Source organism: Pseudomonas sp. QTF5 (genome assembly GCF_000512695.2).
GTDB lineage: Bacteria > Pseudomonadota > Gammaproteobacteria > Pseudomonadales > Pseudomonadaceae > Aquipseudomonas.
In genome coordinates, this window is record NZ_AZRW02000031.1 from 30,810 (window position 1) to 49,110 (window position 18,301).

Annotated in this window: 3 protein-coding genes; all 3 read right to left on the minus strand. The window is 62.3% G+C overall.

Going from position 1 to position 18,301, the window contains the following annotated elements; genetic code table 11:
• Positions 1-219: 219 nt before the first annotated feature.
• Positions 220-3,465, minus strand: coding sequence for an amino acid adenylation domain-containing protein (locus IC37_RS21180; protein ID WP_030131472.1), 3,246 nt, complete (start codon positions 3,463-3,465; stop codon positions 220-222).
• A complete protein-coding gene (locus IC37_RS21185) occupies positions 3,462-16,973 on the minus strand; it encodes a non-ribosomal peptide synthase/polyketide synthase (RefSeq protein WP_030131471.1) in 13,512 nt (4,503 codons plus the stop codon). Before IC37_RS21185 ends, IC37_RS21180 begins: the two co-directional genes overlap by 4 nt.
• The coding region (locus tag IC37_RS30665; protein WP_256580778.1) for an AMP-binding protein at positions 16,973-18,300 on the minus strand (1,328 nt) is incomplete at its 5' end. The genes IC37_RS21185 and IC37_RS30665, both read right to left, overlap by 1 nt.
• Position 18,301 lies beyond the last annotated feature (1 nt).

Genomic DNA, 18,301 nt, shown 5'->3' on the forward strand with positions numbered 1-18,301 from the left:
GGCCCCTCCCCGGGCGCAGGTCATCTGTCTGGACAACGGCAAAATCTTGTTCTGCCCTACAAATCCGAACCCTGGGGCTACCCTGCCCGACCCGAATTGTCTGCATACCTTAGTAAGACGTAGCACCACGCATAAACCGGAATGAGTTTATTTATCATTAACGACACATTTAAAAAAAAGCCGACGCTTTGGGCGTCGGCCTGTCTATTTCCGGGGTTCTCAGCTGTTCTGTGCAGCCTTGGCGATTTGCAGTTGCCGGGCTTTTTCCGTCAACAAGGCCTTTTCTCCCGGGCTCAGGGTGTCCAGGCGCAACCGCGCATGGGCCAGTTTCTCCAGTTGACCGGGGCTGCTTTCCCGCGATCGCAACGCCAATGCCAGACCGGCCACGGTCGGATGATCAAACACCACACCGGGATGGATTTCGCACTGCAACAACTTGCGAATACCGGCCACCAGTTTGATCACCAACAACGAATGACCACCGGCGGCAAAGAAATCCCGATCAATGCCCAAACGCTCAACGCCCAGCAGTTGCGCCATGCGTGCCGCGAGCAATTGTTCGAGCGCATCGCGTGGCGCCAGGCCCCCATCGTCAACCAGGCTTGCGCTGAGTTGCTGCAACGCCTTGCGGTCGATCTTGCCATTGGCCAGCCGTGGAAAACGCTCGATGAACTGCACGCGCTGCGGCAGCATCACGGCGGGCAGGCGCTGGGCCAGCTCGCTGCGAACGACCTCAAGCAAATCCGGCGAAGGTGGCTGATGAGGCACGACGAATGCCTGCATCCCCTGCTCAGCCATAGACCCTGGCAACACCAGCGCTTCAGCGACCTGAGGCAGGCTCAGCAATTGGGCCTCGATCTCTGCCAGTTCGATACGGAACCCACGCACCTTGATTTGCTGATCGCGCCGACCGTGCAACTGAATCGCCAGATCCGGGCGATAGCGCGCCAGATCTCCGGTGCGATACAGACGCTCCTGAGGATTGAACGGGCTCTGAATGAACGCCTGCGCATCGGCTTCGGCATTGATGTAACCACGGCATAATTGCGCGCCGCCCAGGTACAGTTCGCCCAACATCCCGACCGGGGCCAGTTGCAGATGGTCATCAAGGACATACACCTGATTGTTACCCAGTACCTGGCTGAGGGCGGCAGCGTTTTCAGCGCCCGTGTTTTCAGCAGCAGTGCCCAGCAGCAGCGGATGGACCAACACCCCGACCGTCGCCTCCGTCGGGCCGTAGTGATTGAACACCCGGCAATCGCTGCGTAACCGAGCGATGCGCTCGAGCAGCGCAGGGGCGATCGGCTCGCCGCCGAGAATCAGCGTAGAGGGCAGTTGCGGGCGGTCGCTGTCGAGCAGTGCGGCGAGGTGCGACGGAACGATCTTCAGACAATCGATCGTCTGTTGTTTCAGGAAATCAGCGAACAAGGTGCTGTCCTGCATCTGTTCGTCACTGGCCACATGCAGCGTCGCACCGTTGAACAAGGCGCCAAACAGCGCGGTGTTACCCAGGTCCGCCGCGACGGTGGAGGTGAAGCCAACGTGTTTGCATTGATCAAGCCCCAAGGCCTGGCTGACGTTGGCGGTGTAATTGAGCAATTGTCGATGCTCGATCACCACGCCTTTGGGCACGCCGGTGGAGCCTGAAGTGAACAGCACATAGGCCGCATCGCTGCCCTGTGTATCGAGTTCGATGGCCGGTGCCGACAGGTCCGCCGATTGGCGCAATTGATTCAGGGTGCAGACGCTCAGCGAATGACCGTGCCACTGATCGATTTGCGCGGCATCCACCAGCAGCAAATCGGCCCCGGCCTGTTCCAGCATCAACACCTGACGCGCCACCGGCCATTGCGGGTCCAGCGGCAGATAAGCCGCCCCGACCCGCCAGGCCGCCAGCATTGTCACCACCAGATCGGCCGAGCGCGGCAACGCCAACGCGACAATCGAACCGCGGGCCAGGCCCCGGGTTTTCAAGGCCTTGGCCAACACGTCGACGTTCGCCTGCAATTGCCCGTAGCTCAAGTGTTGTTGCGCGTCGGTCAGCGCGACGGTGTCCGGTGTGGCATGAGCCCGATCAGCAATGCGCTGCGGCAGGTATCGGCCATCCACCAGCGGCCGGGGTGGCGGGTTGATTGCCAGCAAGCGTTGTTGCTCGGCGGCTCCCGGCAATGCCAGCTGACCCGGCTCGGCCTGAGGATTGGCCACGATGCTCGCCAGTAATACGCTGAACTGCGTCATCAGCCCTTCGACAGCCATCAGCGAATAACGCTGCGTGGCGTAATGAAGATGCAGGCGGCCCGATTCGCCCGGTTCGATTTGTAGCATCAGTTCAAATTGAGTTTCCCGAGCAACGGGACGCTGGACGGGTGTCCACTGCAGTGTGCTTGAAGTCTGGGGCTGCGGTGCACGCCAGACCGCGAAACCATAGGCCGGTCTGGCCGCTGCGGGTGCGAATTCCGGCGACCAGTATTCCTGCCAGGTGCGGTGCTCATCCAGGCCCGCCGCCAGTTCACTGACCCAGGCGCTGAACGAGGTACTCGCCGTCAGCGACACATGCAGCGGCAGGGTTTTCTCAAAAACGCCCACGGCGTCGGCGAAATACTCGTAGTCGTCGCGACTGTCGTGCCGCACCCCGACCAACATCTGCTCGTTCCCGCCCAGGCGCCCCAGCAGCAGCCACCAGGCCGCTTGCATCACCACACTCAGCGGTTGCGTCAGCGAGCCTGCCAACTGTTGCAGCGCGTTGTGCAGCGAGGGCTCAAGCGTGTTCGTCAACAGCGCTGCCGCGGAAGAAGTCTGGGCGGTTGCAGCCCGATAGCCCAGCCATGGGGTGGACAGGTCGACATCCGCGCCTTGCAGGTGCTGCTGCCAGTAAGTCCGGGCACTGGCCGCATCCTCGTCGAGCACCACTTCACTGCGCCATTCCAGGTACTGGGTGAATTCCCCGGTCTCATCATCGGTCTGGGTCAGACCCTGCTCATACGCCCGCAACAGTTGCTGATAAATCAGCCACAAGCCGCTTTCATCGATGCAGTGCCGGGCAACGCCCAGCACCAGGGTCCAGTGATTGTCCGCCTGGCGATAGAGCATCGCCTGGACGTTCTCCGACTCACCGACGACAAACGAGCGTGCCGCCCATTCGGCGAGTTGAGCGTGGATTTCGGCCGCCGTTTCCAGGCGTGTCTGCACCGTCAGCGGGAAGCGCCCGGCGCCTCCGGCGAACTGGCGCAGACCATGGAAGCCCGGCGCCTTGGCCAAACGCGGGATCAGCATGGGTTGCTGCGCCAACAACGCATCCAGCGCCGTTTGCAGACGCTGCGGGTCAAGCGCACCGGCAATGCCCACTTCCAGCCAATGCAGCGCATCACCGCAGACCGGGGCCTTGGGCAGCTTCTCCAGCAACCCTTGCTGCTCGGGGGTCAAGGCGTAACCCAGGTCCTGCGCGTCCATCGATACCTCGTTCATGCTCCGGTTTCCTCGGTGTTCATTGCGCCTTGGGCGGTCTGTGCGTTTTCCAGGGCACTGCGATCGAACATGTCGCCCATGGCCACGACGATTTTGCGCGGGCCTTCGAACGGGTCACGGGCGTGAGCCACGAGCATGTTGTCCAGCAGGATCGCATCGCCTTTTTGCCAGTCGAAACGCACCGCACATTCCTCGTACAACTCACCGATGCGCTGCATCACCTCGTCTTCGATCGGCGAACCATCACCGTAATAGACATGACGCGGCATGCGTTCCAGGCCGAACATCGACAGCAGGTCTTCACGCACATCCGGCTCCAGCCAATAGATGTGGTGCAGCTGCACCTGATTGAAGAACGACTTTGCGCCGGTAATCGGGTGACGGATGATCGCCGGTCCCGGCGTACGGGTTTGCAACTCATCGTTGTCGAGCCAGCGCCATTCGATACCACCGGCCCGGCAGCGGGCCTCTACCTCGGCGCGATCTTCGGTCTTGAAGAAATGCTGCCAGGACACGTCGAGTTTGTCGGTGAACGTGCGCACGTAGAGCAAGCCCTTGTCTTCGAACTTTTCACGCAGGTCCGCCGGCAGTTTTTCGTACATCAACCGGCAATCGACCACCGGTGTCGCACCGCCCACGGGCGCTGCCTGCTCGCAATAGAACATCTGCTTGCGCGGCCAGCGGTCCTGATGAGAACTCTCGTTGTGGAACAGGATCATCTTGCGTTCCGGGTACGGCGTGGAGCGGTAGGTGTTCTTGCCGCCCTCCTTCTTCGGCAGGTCGCCATACTGGCCATAGAGCCCCGGCTGGATCGCTTCGGCAAAGGCTTCAAAGCCCTGAATACCGTCCAGTTCGAAGCCGCGGAACAGAATGCCGGCGTGCTCGGCCAGTTTCTGTTCGATCAGTGGCCGGTTGTGGTTGATCCACTCGATCACGTCCAGCTGCGGCTCGTTCGGCTCCAGCAGCAATGGAAACCGCTGCGGCGCGGCCAGCAGGGATTCACGCACCGGTAGAGGCCGGACCTTGGCGACCGGGGCCTGGGAACGCTTGAGGAACTTGCCGAGCTTGTCGGCCTTGGGTCCCGGAACAGCGGCGGGCATGGCGGCCACCGCGCGGTTGTCGACTGGCATGCTGATAGCTCCCAATTGAATGTCCTGATCAGCGACGATCTGTTCCAACAGGGCTATCCAGGCCTTGACCAGGTACTGAATGTGCTCATGTCCGAACAAGGTTGTGGCGAATTGCCAAGTACCCAGCAATTGCCCTTCTTCATCGTCAACGAACAACGCCATGTCGAATTTAGAATGGGTCTCGAGCGCCGGCAGCGCTTCCACGCTCAAACCGCCCATGGCCTGCACGCGTCCCGGCAGGTTGTTCATCACGAACAACACCTGCACCAACGGGTTCATGCCCTTGTGTCGCGGCACGCCCGAGGCGTCGACGATCATGTCAAACGGCAGGTCCTGATGCTCCAGGGCGCTGAGCAGGGTTTCCTGGGTCTGTGCAAGGAAGTTGGAGAACGCCGCGCCGGCCTCGAACCGCGAACGTAGCGGCAGAACGTTGACGAAGAAACCGATCAGCCGCTCAAGCTCCGGCTGCTCGCGTCCGGCGACATCAGCGCCGACCAGCACATCGGCGGCGCCACTGACCTGATGCAGCAGCACCTGGAACGATGCCAGCAGCGTGCTGTACAACGTGACGCCCGCGTCCATGGACAGCTTGCGCAGTGCGCCCGTCAAACCACTGGTGAGCCGGAACTGCACCGCGTCGCCCGCAAAGGACGACGTCAGGCCGCGCGGGTTATCCAGTGGCAGAATCAACTGCCCGCTGTAACCGGCGAGGCGGTCTTTCCAGTACTCGGCCTGTTGCCCAAGAACCCCTTGCTGCTCGAGCGCCTGCTGCCAGAGCGCGAAGTCGGAATATTGCACCTCCAGTGCCGGCAGTGGTGTCAGGTCGCCGTCTTCGGCACGGTCATAAATCTGCACCCATTCGTTGATCAAAACCCCCATCGACCAACCGTCGGAAATGATGTGGTGCATGGCGTACAGCATCACATGCTCGGTCGGTCCCAGATGCAGGATGCGCCCACGCAACAGCGGCGCCTGTTCCAGGTCGATCGGTATGCGTGCGTTGTCCAGCACCGCTTGCGCTACCTGTTCTTCCTGAGCACTGCGCGACAGACCGGACAGATCGATCAGCGGAAAATCCAGCTCGACATGATCGGCGATCAGCGCAATCGGATCGCCCTCGTCATCCTGGGTATAGGCGGTGCGCAATACTTCGTGGCGGCGCACCACTTCGGCGAAGCTGCTCAACAGTCGCTCGACCGACAGTTCGCCGCGCAGGCGCAGGGCCATCGGCATGCCATAGGCGGAGCCGCCGCCGGACAGTTGTTCGGCGATCCACAAGCGGCGTTGCACCAGCGACAACGGCGCGCTGTGCTTGACGCCATGGGCCTTGAGCACCACGGAACCAGCGCCTGCACCCGTCGTTGGTGCGTCCAGTTGCTGGCCCATCCAGGCTGCCAGATCCTTGAGCCGCGGATGGTTGAACAGGTCACGCAGGCTCAGGGGCTGTGCCGTGAGTTTGCGCAGGCGCGAAACCGCCTGAGTTGCTAGCAGGGAGTGCCCGCCCAACTCGAAGAAATGAGCCTCGCGACCGACCCGGTCGAGTTCCAGCACGTTCTGCCAGACCGTCGCAATCTGTTCTTCGAGTTCACCGACCGGGGCGATAAAGTCCCGAGACGATGCGCTGGCATCAATGCTCGGCAACGCCTTGCGATCGATCTTGCCATTGGGCGTCAGTAGCAGGTTTTCGAGGAACAGCACATGCGTCGGCACCATGTAATCCGGCAGGCTTTCCTTAAGTCGTACTTTGAGTTCTTCGCGCAGTACGGCCAACGCAGAGGCATCACCACGCGCCAGCGCCGGGTCATCGAACACCACGTAGGCGACCAATTGCTTGCCCGACGCGCCCGGATGCGCCACGACCAACGCCTGGCGCACGGTCGGCGCCAGAAGCAGACGCGCTTCGATTTCACCCAGCTCGATACGGAAGCCACGCACTTTCACTTGATGGTCGATACGACCGACGTATTGCAAGGTGCCGTCGGCCTGATAACGGGTCAGGTCGCCCGTGCGGTACAAACGTTCGCCGTTGTTGGCAAACGGGTTCGGCACGAACTTCTCGGCGGTCATCGCCGGCCGCCCCAGATAACCACGCGTGATGCCCGCACCGGCCAGGTACAACTCGGCGGATGCACCCAGCGGCGCCGGTTGCAGATCCGCACCCAGCAGGTAGCTGGCGGTGCCATTGAGCGGCCGGCCGATGTTCGCCGTGCCGCCGGATTCGCGGCGACTCCAGGTGGAGTAAGTGGTGTCTTCCGACGGGCCATACAGGTCGTAGACCTGTTCGATGTTCGCCTGTTGGTACAACGTCTCCACCAGACTCTGCTTCAATGGCTCACCGGCCAGGTTGATGATCCGCACGCCCGATGGAATCTGCCCGGCATCCTGCAAGGCGGCAATGGCCGACGGCACGGTGTTGATCAGGCGCACCTGGTCGCGTGCCGGCAAGTGCGGCAGTTCCAGAGCGTTGCGGGCGATGATCAGCGAGCCGCCGTTGGCCAGGGTGACAAACAGCTCCCACACCGACAGGTCGAAGCACACCGACGTCGAGGCCAATACCCCTTGAATGTCGTCGCGGCTGTACACCGACCGCGACCAGTCCATCAGCGCCAGCACATTGCGGTGGGTAATGGCCACGCCTTTGGGCTTGCCGGTGGAGCCGGAGGTGTAGATCACGTAGGCCAGGTTGTCCGGGGTCACCGCCGTCACCGGCGCGTGGTGCGGATAAGCCGCCAGTGGCGCGTCGAGCTGATCGAGCAGCAGTACCTGAGTATCGGCGCCTGTGGACAGCGTCGTCACCACCGCCTGTTCGGTCAGCAGCACCAGAGCACGGCTGTCCTCAAGCATGTAGGCCACGCGATCGGCCGGATAATCCGGGTCCAGCGGCACGTAGGCGCCACCGGCCTTGAGCACTGCGAGCAGCGCCACCAGCAAGTGGTCGGAACGCTGCATCGCCACGCCAACGCGGACTTCCGGGCCGACACCGCATTCGATCAGCTTATGCGCCAGACGATTGGCTCGCGCGTCGATGTCAGCGTAAGTCAGCTGCCGGTTGCCGAAGGTCACGGCCAGCGCTTGCGGCTGGATGGCGGCTTGACGGTCGATCATTTGATGAATACACAGACCCTCGATGCCACTGGCTTCGGTGCGGTTCCAGTCGCGCAGTACCAATTGCTGTTCGGCTTGGTCCAGCAACTCCAACTCACCGAGACACCGCTCGGCGCTGGCGCTCATGTGGATCAACAGATGCTGCAACTGCGCGGCCAGTGTCGCCACGGTAGCCGCGGCAAAACGGCTGTGCTGATAGCTGAAATGCACCGTCAACCGGCTGTCCAGGCTCACCGCCAGCGTCAACGGGTAGTTGGTTTGTTCATGCCTGGCCACCTCGCCGAAACGCAGGTCTTGCGGCGCGCCTTTCTCCAGCGCCTGGGAAATCGGGTAGTTCTCGAACACCAGGATGTTGTCGAACAGTGCTTCACCGCCCTGCCCGGCCCAGCGCTGAATATCGAACAGCGGCGTATGTTCCTGCTCACGCAGCAACAGATTCTGTGCCTGCACCTGCTGCAACCACTGCGCCAACGGTTGTTCGGCACGGGGGCTGGCGATGACCGGCAAGGTGTTGATGAACAGCCCGATCTGCTGCTCGACCCCACTCAGCTGCGCCGGACGGCCAGAGACCGTGGCGCCGAAACTGACAGTGTCCTGCCCGGTGTAGCGCTGCAACAACAGCAGCCAGGCGGCCTGAACCAGCGTGTTGACGGTGACTTTCTGCCCCCGGGCAAAGGTGTTGAGGTGATCGGTGACAGCGGCGTCCAGGGTCAGGAAATGCTCGCCCTGGGTATCGATGGCGTCGTTGCCCCGGTAAACGAGCGCGTCGGCCAGACGGGTCGGCGCGTCGAAATTCGCCAGTTGGCCCTTCCAGAAATGCTCGGCGACCTGCGTGTCCTGTTGCGCCAACCACTGGATGTAATCCCGATAACGACCCGCCGCGATCACCGGTGCCTGACCGCTGTAGCGTTGCAGCACTTCGCCTAGCAGCTGCGAGTTGCTCCAGCCATCCATCAGAATGTGGTGGCAGGTGTAAATCAGCTGAAAACGCTCGGCGGCGACTTGTACCACCACCAGCCGCAGCAAGGGCGCCTCGTGCAGGTCGAAACCCTGTTGCCGTTGTGCATTTGCCAGCGCTTCGAGCGCCTGTGGCAGATCGTTTTGCCCACGCCAATCATGGAAGGTGAACGGTACCGGCAAGCGCTTGTGGATCACTTGCTGTGGTCGCTGCAATTCGCCGTCCCAGACAAAACTGCTGCGCAGCACATCGTGGGCATCCAGTGCCGCCTGCCAGGCCTCGCGGAAACGCTCGACCTGCAAACCTTCGACGTCCACGCACAGCTGATTGATGTAATCGCCGGCCTGCTGCTCGTAGAGGGTGTGGAACAACATGCCTTGCTGCATCGGTGACAGCGGGTAAATGTCTTCGACCTGGCGTGCCGTCACGGGCAACGAATCGAGCTGGAGTTGCGTCAACCCGGCCAGCGGGAAGTCCGACGGTGTCAGCCCCTGATGCCGAGTCTCACAGCAGTGCTCGATCAACGTACCCAACTCCCGGGCATAAGCCTCCGCCAACTGCGCGATGGTCGACTGATCGAACATCTGCCCGCTGAACGTCCAGCCGATACTCAGTTCGCCGCCATACACCCGACCATTGAGGGTCAGCCAATTGTCCAGAGGCGCCAACGGACTTTGCTCGGCACCCGCCGATTCACTGGCCGGAGTGAACAGTGCAGCCGCCTCGTCGCCGAACCCGGCATCGAACTGGCCCAGGTAGTTGAAGGTAATGCGCGGCACAGGCAAGGCTTGCAGCGCCTGCCGGGTGCTGTCATTACCCAGATAGCGCAGCGCGCCAAAGCCCAGGCCTTTATCGGGGATCGCCCGTAGTTGCTCTTTGATCGCCTTGATCGAATCCTGCGGCGTGGACGCCGGTGTCACCTTGACCGGAAACAGACTGGTGAACCAGCCCACGCTGCGGCTCAAGTCGAGCGCGTCGAACAGCACCTCGCGGCCGTGGCCCTCTAGTTGGATCAGGGTCGATGCGTTGCCCGTCCAGTCAGCGATCACTCGCGCCAGAGCCGTCAGCAACAGATCGTTGACCTGTGTGCGATAGGCCGCCGGCGCCTCCTGCAACAGCTGGCGGGTCTGCTCTTTGTCCAGACGGGTCTGCACGTGCAAGGCGTGACGATTGTGCAACTCGCCCTGTGGTCGATCGCAAGGCAAGTCATTGCGCGAATCCTGCAATTGCCCTTGCCAGAACGTCAGCTGAGCCTGCATCACCGCACTGTCGGCATGTTGTTGCAAGCGCCGCGCCCAGGCCTGGGTGGCGCTGGTCTTGGCCTGCAATTTGAGCGCTTCGCCGGCCTGCAACTGCTCGTAGGCCTGTTGCAGGTCTTCGAGCAGAATGCGCCAGGACACGCCGTCGACGACCAGGTGGTGGATCACCAGCAACAGACGCTGGCTGCCATCGGCCATGTTCGCCAGCACGGCGCGCAGCAGATTGCCGCTCGCCAGTTCGAGGCTGCGCTGGGCCTGCTCGCCCAACTGCTCGAGCGCCGCCGGATCGGCGATCTCGGCGGTCCACAGCAAAGGCGACTGTTGCCAGAGCACCTGTTGCTCAGCCAGCGAACGATGCTGCGCAGTCCAGCGGTCGCCCTGACGGATGAAGGCCAGACGCAACGCGTCGTGATGCGCGACCAGTGCCTGCAACGCACGCTCCAGGTGTTGGGCGTGCAACGGTTTGGCGGATTTGAGCAGCACCGACTGGTTCCAGTGGTGCGGCTCGGCCATCTCACGCTCAAAGAACAACTGCTGGAATGGCAGCAATGGCGTGTCGCCGGTAACCGGGCCCTGGTCGATGCTCAACCCGCTGTCGCCGATGGTCGCCACCGCTGCGAGGCTTTGTACGTTCTGGTGCAGGAACAGGTCTTTGGGGCTGAAATGAATCCCCGCCTGACGCGCTCGGCTGACCACCTGAATCGAGATGATCGAATCGCCGCCCAGTTCGAAGAAGTTGTCGCTGATACCCACCTGTGGCCGACCGAGCACGCTTTGCCAGATCTCCACCAACGCCTGTTCGATGGCGCTGGTCGGGGCGGTGTAAGCCTTGCTGCTGGTGGTCGTGTCGGCTTTTGGCAACGCCTTGCGTTCCAGTTTGCCGTTGGGGCTGACCGGCATTTTTTCCAGCCACAGCCAATGCTGCGGGACCATGTAGTCCGGCAAGGTCTGGCTCAAGTGTTCCTTGAGACGGCGCTGCACGGCGTTGCAAACGTCATCATCGGCATGCAGCAGTGCGTCGCGGGCCGGCACCACATACGCCACCAACAGCGTGCCGTCCTGGGCGATGACCACGGTTTCACGGACTTCGTCGTGTTCAGCCAGGCGCGCTTCGATCTCGCCCAATTCGATGCGCAAGCCACGGATTTTCACCTGATGGTCCATGCGTCCGGCGTATTCGATCACGCCGTCGGCGCGGTAACGTGCCAGGTCGCCGGTGCGGTACAGACGCTGGCCGTCACCGAAGGCGCTGGTGACAAAGCGCTCGGCCGTCAGCGCGGCACGGCGGTGATAACCACGGGCCAGGCCTTCGCCGCCCAGGTACAACTCGCCGATCACGCCCACCGGTACCGGCGACAACTCGTGATCGAGAATGTAAGTGCCCAGATTGGCAATCGGCTGGCCGATCGGCACGCTATCGCGACCTTCCTCGATGCACGTCCAGTGCGTGACGTCGATGGCCGCCTCGGTCGGGCCGTAGAGGTTGTACAGCCCGGCGTTGGGCATCTTGGCAAACACTTGCTGCTGCGCATCCACTTGCAGGGCTTCACCGCTGCACACGATCCGGGTCAGGCTGGTGCACTCGCCCACCGAAGGGTCTTGCAGGAAGGCCTGCAACATCGACGGCACGAAGTGCAGCGTGGTGATGCGTTGCGCGGTGATCAGTTCGATCAACTGCGCCGGATCACGATGAATACCCGGCGCGGCCACTACCAGTGTCGAGCCGGTCAACAGCGGCCAGAAGAACTCCCAGACAGAGACGTCGAAACTGAACGGGGTCTTTTGCAGCACGCGGTCCATGGCATCGAGTCGATAGGCCTGTTGCATCCAGCACAGGCGATTGACCAGCGCCGAATGACGGTTGCCCGCCCCTTTCGGTTTGCCGGTGGAGCCCGAGGTGTAGATCACGTAAGCGAGGTTTTCACCCTCAAGGTCGACGCCTGGGTTGGAATCGCTGTGCCCTTCCAGCCAATCGCCGTCCTGATCCAGCACCAGGCTGCGAATACCGGCCGGGATCGACAATTGCTCAAGCAAGTGGCTCTGGGTCAACAACAGCTGAATGCCGCTGTCTTCAAACATGTAGGCCAGGCGTTCCTGCGGGTATTCCGGGTCCAGCGGCAAATAGGCACCGCCCGCCTTGAGAATCGCCAACAGGCCCACGACCATTTCCACGGACCGCTCGACCGCGATGCCCACCAGCACATCCGGGCCGACGCCCTGCTCGATCAGCACGTGAGCCAGTTGATTGGCTCGGCCATTGAGTTCGGCGTAGCTCAAGCGTTGTTCGGCAAACACCAGCGCACACGCCTCCGGGGTTTGACCGACCTGCTCTTCGATCAGGGCATGCACGCTGCGATTCAACGGGTAGTCGACAGCGGTGGCGTTCCAGTCGACGACCGTCAGTTGCCGCTCCCGGTCATCGAGCACTGCCAATTGCCCGATCGGTCGGTTGATATCCTCGACCAGGCCCCGCAACAGATTCAGCCAGTGCCGGCCCATGCGCTCGATGGTCGATGGCTCGAACACATCGGTGGCGTAGGTCAGCGAGGCGTGCAGACCTTGTGGGTTATCACTGGTGTCCAGGGTCAGGTCGAACTGCGCGGTGCGGTGCTCCCAACTGAGGTTTTGCAGATCGATGCCCGGCAACGATTCGGCCAGCGTTGACGCCGCTTCACTGCGGTGGTTGAACATCGCCTGGAACAGCGGGCTGTGGCTCAGGTTACGTTGCGGTTGCAAGGCATCGACCAGTTGCTCGAACGGCAAGTCCTGATGCATCTGCGCCGCCATGGCCGTCTGCTTCACCTGTTGCAGCAATTGAGCGCCCGTCAGCGGGCCATCGAACTCGGCGCGCAGCACCTGGGTATTGACGAAGAAACCGATCAGACGCTCGGTTTCCAAGCGGTTGCGGTTGGCAATCGGTACACCGACGCGGATATCGGCCTGACCACTGTAGCGATGCAGCAAGGTCTGGAACGAACCAAGCAACAGCATGAACAGCGTGACGTTTTCGCGCCGGGCCAATGCCTTCAGGGCATTGCTCAGGGATTCGTCGAGGGCGATCGGCAAACGCGCCCCACGGAAACTTTGCTGCGCCGGACGCGGATGATCCAGTGGCAGCTCCAGCAGCGGTTGTTCGCTGCCCAGCTTTTCGGTCCAGTAGGCCAATTGCCGATCCCGTTCGCCGGCGGCCATCCATTGACGCTGCCAGACCGCGTAGTCGGCGTACTGCACTGGCAGCGCCGGCAGTTCAGCTGGCCGGCCCTGGCTGATCGCCGAGTACAGGCCCATCAGATCATCGATCATCACCTGCAACGACCAGGCGTCGGAGACGATGTGGTGCAGGGTCAGCACCAGCACGTGATCCTGCTCGCCGACCTGCAGCAAGACGAAACGCACCAGCGAGCCGTCGAGTACATCGAACGGGCGTTGCGTCTCTTGTTCGACGAAGGCCTTGATGCTCGCCTCATCGCTGGCTGCCAGACGCTGTTCGACAAAGCTCACACGACCTTGCGGGCGGATCACCTGCCAGGTCCGGCCGTCTTCCTCGATGAACGCCGTGCGCAGGCTCTCGTGGCGCTCCACCAACGCCTGGAAACTTTGTTGCAGTGCGCTTTTGTCCAACTCGCCGCGCATCCGCAGCGCGGTCGGAATGTTGTAGGCGGCGCTGTCGGGGTCCATTTTCCACAGGAACCATTGACGCTCCTGGGCAAAGGACAATGCCAGCGGTTGATCCCGGTCGACTCTGGTCATCGCCAGTGGCTGCTCGCCTTGTTCGGCGCCCAGTGCCTGGACGAAATCCTGCAAGGTGCTGTGCTCGAACAGGCTGCGCAACGGCACCTGGATGTCCAGCACCCGACGCACCCGCGACACCACTTGGGTCACCAACAGGGAATGCCCGCCCAGCTCGAAGAAGTTGTCGGTCAGGCCCACGCGGTCCAGCTTCAGCACGTCCTGCCAGATCGCGGCGACTTGCTGCTGCCGTTCGCTCTGCGGGGCGACATAACGCGCCTGCAACTGGCTGGCATCCACCGCCGGCAACGCCTTGCGATTGAGCTTGCCATTGGGGGTCAGCGGCAGGCTGGCGAGGAACAGCACATGCGCCGGGACCATGAATTCCGGCAGGCATTCCTTGAGCCGCGCCTTGAGTTCATCGCGCAGACGCATTTGATCGTCGGCGGCATCGAGGTTCAGTTGCGGCGCAACGACATAAGCCACCAGTTGCTGGCTGCCCAGGGCTTCCTGCGCCAGCACCGCGACTTCGCGGACCGCCGGTTGTTCCAGCAGACGCGCTTCGATTTCACCCAGTTCGATGCGGAAACCGCGGATCTTCACTTGATGGTCGATGCGCCCCATGTATTCGAGCACGCCGTCGTGACGATGGCGCGCCAGGTCGCCCGTGCGATACAGCCGCGCACCGTTGCCGAACGGGTCGGGCAGGAAACGCTCGGCCGTCATCACCGCCCGGTCGTGATAACCCCGGGCCAGGCCGTCGCCACCGATCAGCAGCTCGCCAATGGAACCCACCGGGTTCGGCGCCAGATCGTCGCCCAAAATGTACAGCGTGGTATTGGCAATCGGTTTGCCGAGGTACGGCTGGCGCTGCTCGCGGGTCAGCTGCCAGGCCGCCGACCAGATGGTGGTTTCGGTCGGGCCATAAAGGTTCCAGACCTGCCCCGCCAGGCCAAGCATGCGCTGGGCCAGGTCATCGGCCAGTGCTTCGCCGCCGCAGAGGAATTTACAGCCCTGAAGGATGGGAGCCTGTTCGTGGTCGAGCAACATGCGCCAGGTCGACGGCGTGGCCTGCACAAGCGTGACCTCCTGTTGCCGGATCATCTCCAGCAGCGCTTGCGGATCCTGGGCGGTTTGCTTATCCACCAGCACCACACGGGCACCGCTGAGCAGCGGCCCGTAAATTTCCAGGCCGAAAATATCGAACGAGAACGTGGTCAATGACAGCATGCGGTCCTGGGCATCGATGCCCGGTTCCTTGACCATGCTCACCACGAAATTCACCAGCGCCTGATGACGCACCATCACCCCTTTGGGCTTGCCGGTGGAACCGGAGGTGTAAATCGCATACGCCAGGTTTTCAGCGCTGATCGATACCTGCGGATCGGCTTCGCTGTAACCGCGAGCGTGCTCGCCCTGGTCGAGCAACAGGGTCTGCACACCGGCCGGAATCGGCAGTTGCCCGAGCAAATGCGCCTGGGTCAGCAGCAGTTGCAGACCGCTGTCTTCGATCATGTGCGCCAGACGGTCTTCAGGGTATTGCGGGTCCAGCGGCACGTAGGCACCGCCGGCCTTGAGAATCGCCAACAGACCGATCAGCATTTCCAGGCTGCGGTCGATGGCGATACCGACCAATTGATCCGGGCCGACGCCCAGTTCGATCAGTCGATGCGCCAGTTGGTTGGCCTGGCGATTGAGTTGTGCATAAGTCAGAGATTGCCCGGCGAATACCAGCGCGATGGCCTGCGGAGTACGCAAGGCCTGGGCTTCGATCAATTGATGGATGCAACGGTCGGTCGGGTACTCGGCGGCGCTGCGGTTCCAGTCGACCAATACCTGCTGTTGTTCGGCCTCGTCGAGCAGGGCCAGTTCGCCCACCCGCTGCTGCGGATCGGCAACGATGCTGCCCAGCAGGTTTTGCCAATGCCGTGCCAGACGCTCGATGGTCGCGCCGTCAAACAGATCGATGGCGTAGGTCAGCTGTGCGCCGAGGCCTTCGGGGCCGTCGAACGTTTCCAGGGTCAGGTCGAATTGCGCGGTGCGCGACTCCTGATGCAAGTGACGGATCGTCAACGCTGACTCGCCCGCGCCCTGCCGGCTTTGGCTGGCGCCGGTGCTCTGGTGGTTGTACATCACCTGGAACAGCGGGCTGTAACTCAGGCTGCGCTCTGGCTGCAAGGCCTCGACTAATTGCTCGAAGGGCAGATCCTGATGAGCCTGAGCAGCCATCGCGGCCTGTTTGACCTGCGCCAGCGACGCGCTGAACGTGGCCTGAGAATCGAACTCGGTTTTGAGCACCTGGGTATTGACGAAGAAGCCGATCAGCCGCTCGGTCTCGACCCGGTTGCGGTTAGCGGTCGGCACACCGACGCGAATGTCGGCCTGGCCACTGTAGCGATGCAACAAGGTCTGGAACGACGCCAGCAGCAGCATGAACAGCGTGACGTTCTCGCTTTTGGCCAAGGCTTTCAGGCGCTCACCCAGTGCCTGCGGCAACGCCAGTTCATGACGGGCACCACGCAGGCTCTGCACCGCCGGACGCGGATAATCGGTGGGCAATTCCAGCACCGGATGCTCGCTGCCCAAGTGCGCCTGCCAGTAGTCCAGTTGCCGTTCACGCTCGCCGGCTTCCATCCAGTGCCGTTGCCAGATGCCATAGTCGGCGTACTGGATCGACAATGGCGGCAAGGCGAGTTCGTGCCCCTGACGGTAAGCGCCATACAGTTGCAGCAGCTCATCGACCATGACCCGCATCGATGCGCCATCCGAGGCAATGTGGTGCTGGGTCAGGGTCAGCACGTGCTCCTGCGCGCCAAGGCACAGGAGGCTGACGCGCAATAGCGGACCGTTGACCAGATCGAAAGGCTGCCCGGTCTGTTCGGCGACGAACGCCTGAATCTGTGCCTCTGGCGACAGGGCACCGGGAGTTTTATCCAGTTCGTGCACGGCGACGGTCAGGCTCATGTGCGGATGAATCACCTGCACCGCCCGCTCATCCTGCTGCTGGAACGTGGTGCGCAGGCTTTGATGCCGCGCAATCAGTGTATTGAAACCGCGCTCGAGCGCCGACACGTCAAGCTCGCCCTGCAACTGCATCGCGCTGGGAATGTTATAGGCGGCGCTGTCGGGGTCCATCTGCCAGAGAAACCACTGGCGTTCCTGAGCAAAGGACAGCGGCACCGGATCGAACTGCGACTGTGTTTCGGGAATCGGCAGGTTCGCCGGCGAAACACCCTCCTCGAGCATCTTCTGCAGATAGACCCTGCGCTTGTCGAGCGGCAAAGTAATGAAGCGCCGGGCGATCTTCAAAGCGACATTGGTATCCATCAAGCTTCCTCCATTTCGTCAAGCAGGGCGTCCAGCTTGCTCAGTTTCAACGTATCGACCTGCTCACCTGCGGTTGCCAGACTGCTGACGAAATTCGTGAGTACGGGGTGTTGAAAAATCAGTTGTGGGGTCAGTTTCAGGCCCAGTTCCAGTTGCAGGCGTGAAACCACATTGACGGCCAACAACGAGTGGCCGCCCAGTTCGAAAAAGTTATCCAGCAAGCCGACGCGCTCGATTTGCAGTACGTGCTGCCAGATCGCCGCGACCTGCTGCTCCCGCTCGCTCTGCGGGGCGACATAACGCACCTGCAAATGATTGGTCTCCACCGTCGGCAACGCCTTGCGGTCGAGTTTGCCGTTGGGCGTCAGCGGCAGGCTGGCGAGGAACAACAGGTGCGCCGGGACCATGAATTCCGGCAGGGATTCCCTGAGCCGTGCCTTGAGTTCATCGCGCAGAGACTGCTGATCGTCGGCGGCAGTAAGGTCCAGTTGCGGCGCGACCACGTAGGCCACCAGTTGCTGACTGCCCAGGGCTTCTTGCGCCAGCACCGCCACTTCGCGGACCGCTGGCTGCTCCAGCAGGCGCGCTTCGATCTCACCCAGTTCGATGCGGAAACCGCGGATCTTCACTTGATGGTCGATGCGTCCCATGTATTCGAGCACGCCGTCGTGACGATGGCGCGCCAGGTCGCCCGTGCGATACAGCCGCGCACCGTTGCCGAACGGGTCGGGCAGGAAACGCTCGGCCGTCATCACCGCCCGGTCGTGATAACCCCGGGCCAGGCCGTCGCCACCGATCAGCAGCTCGCCAATGGAACCCACCGGGTTCGGCGCCAGATCGTCGCCCAAAATGTACAGCGTGGTATTGGCAATCGGTTTGCCGAGGTACGGCTGACGCTGCTCGCGGGTCAGCTGCCAGGCCGCCGACCAGATGGTGGTTTCAGTCGGGCCATAAAGGTTCCAGACCTGCCCCGCCAGGCCAAGCATGCGCTGGGCCAGGTCATCGGCCAGTGCTTCGCCGCCGCAGAGGAATTTACAGCCCTGAAGGATGGGAGCCTGTTCGTGGTCGAGCAACATGCGCCAGGTCGACGGCGTGGCCTGCACCACCGTGACTTCCTGCTGCCGGATCATCTCCAGCAGCGCTTGCGGATCCTGGGCGGCTTGCTTGTCCACCAGCACCACACGGGCACCGCTGAGCAGCGGCCCGTAAATTTCCAGGCCGAAAATATCGAACGAGAACGTGGTCAGCGACAGCATGCGGTCCTGGGCATCGATGCCCGGTTCCTTGACCATGCTCACCACGAAATTCACCAGCGCCTGATGGCGCAN